We start from the raw sequence: 1,037 nt of genomic DNA on the forward strand, positions 1-1,037 counted from the left end.
ACAAGGGGCCAGCCTCAAGACCAATTCGTTCCATCGCCGCGCCCTGCTCGCCAAACCAGGCGATCAGCGCATCGGGTTCACTGTGGACCTTTGCCTCGCGCACGATGCGGCCATCCGCATCCACCACGCACACACTCGAGTATTCCAACGAGACATCGATTCCGGCATACTGCTTCATGGTCGTCTCTCCGTGATGCTATGGAGCAGGCCACTCCTGACTCCGCGACACCATCATTGTGAGGGACGACCACCAAGCCTTCAAACTCGCCTGGCTGGGATCCGCCCGTTACACCATCTATCTTATGCAGGCCGATCCATCGCTGGCGGCGGATCTCACTAAAATCGGAATCCGACTTGAGGTTGCCGACACCACGGACAAAACGGTACCCGCATCGTTGCGCTCGGCCCAGGATGCTTCTAGTACCGTTCCGCAGAGATTCTGACGGGTTGAGCTATCGCAAGATTGGCAGCGCTTCGGGTTGTACGAGCAATTGAATGCTTCGCGCTACTCCAGGCTGGCGTTGAATGAGCCCGGCCTTTTCCAGGGTTATCACCATCTGGTGTACAGACGGTGCGGTCACCTCAAAGTGGCGACGCATGTCCGCTTCTGCCGGGGAGCGTTTGAAGATCCTGGTATAGGCATAAATGAAGGCCAGGTATTGGCCCTGCAGCTGCGTGAACTGTGGCGCTCCGGCAGGAGGCTCTTTGCCAAACGTTTGATTCATTTGAGTTTAACCTATGTTTCATCGCATCAGGAGGCTCAAATGAATATAAGATATCATGTGGAACTCAACCAGCTTGAACGTGAGCAACTGAACGCTCTTTTGAGCGGTGGCCGTCACTCGGCGCGCAGGCTCAAGCGTGCACAAATCCTGTTGGCGGCGAATGAGGGTGTGAGCGACGAGGTCATCGCTGCGACTTTGAATGTCAGCGGATCGACCATCTATCGCACCAAGCGCCGCCTGGTAGAGGCCAATCTCGAAGGCGCGTTGAGTGAGGAGCCACGGCCCGGCGTTGCCCGCAAACTATCAGCCAAG

General features: G+C 56.8%; 2 protein-coding genes and 1 pseudogene. 1 reads left to right on the forward strand and 2 read right to left on the reverse strand.

Translation table 11 applies throughout. The features are described from left to right. Positions 1 to 178: pseudogene (locus PH547_RS33695) on the reverse strand (IS110 family transposase); the annotation flags it as partial. A 274-nt stretch (positions 179 to 452) separates the two neighbouring features. After that, on the reverse strand, positions 453 to 725 hold the full coding sequence (locus tag PH547_RS33700; RefSeq protein WP_065091992.1) for a LexA family protein: 273 nt from the start codon (positions 723 to 725) through the stop codon (positions 453 to 455). On the opposite strand from PH547_RS33700, the gene PH547_RS33705 reads away from it, so the two are divergent. Further along, a partial coding sequence (locus tag PH547_RS33705; RefSeq protein ID WP_285170482.1) for a helix-turn-helix domain-containing protein occupies positions 660 to 1,037 on the forward strand: 378 nt, incomplete at its 3' end. The two genes, PH547_RS33700 and PH547_RS33705, sit on opposite strands and share 66 nt — an antisense overlap.

The sequence above is a fragment of the Rhizobium cerradonense genome, from assembly GCF_030182455.1.
Taxonomy (GTDB): domain Bacteria; phylum Pseudomonadota; class Alphaproteobacteria; order Rhizobiales; family Rhizobiaceae; genus Rhizobium.

Bases quoted from the DNA above. Each gene is read 5' to 3' on its own strand.
- PH547_RS33700 (WP_065091992.1), bottom strand. From the start codon at position 725: ATGAATCAAACGTTTGGCAAAGAGCCTCCTGCCGGAGCGCCACAGTTC.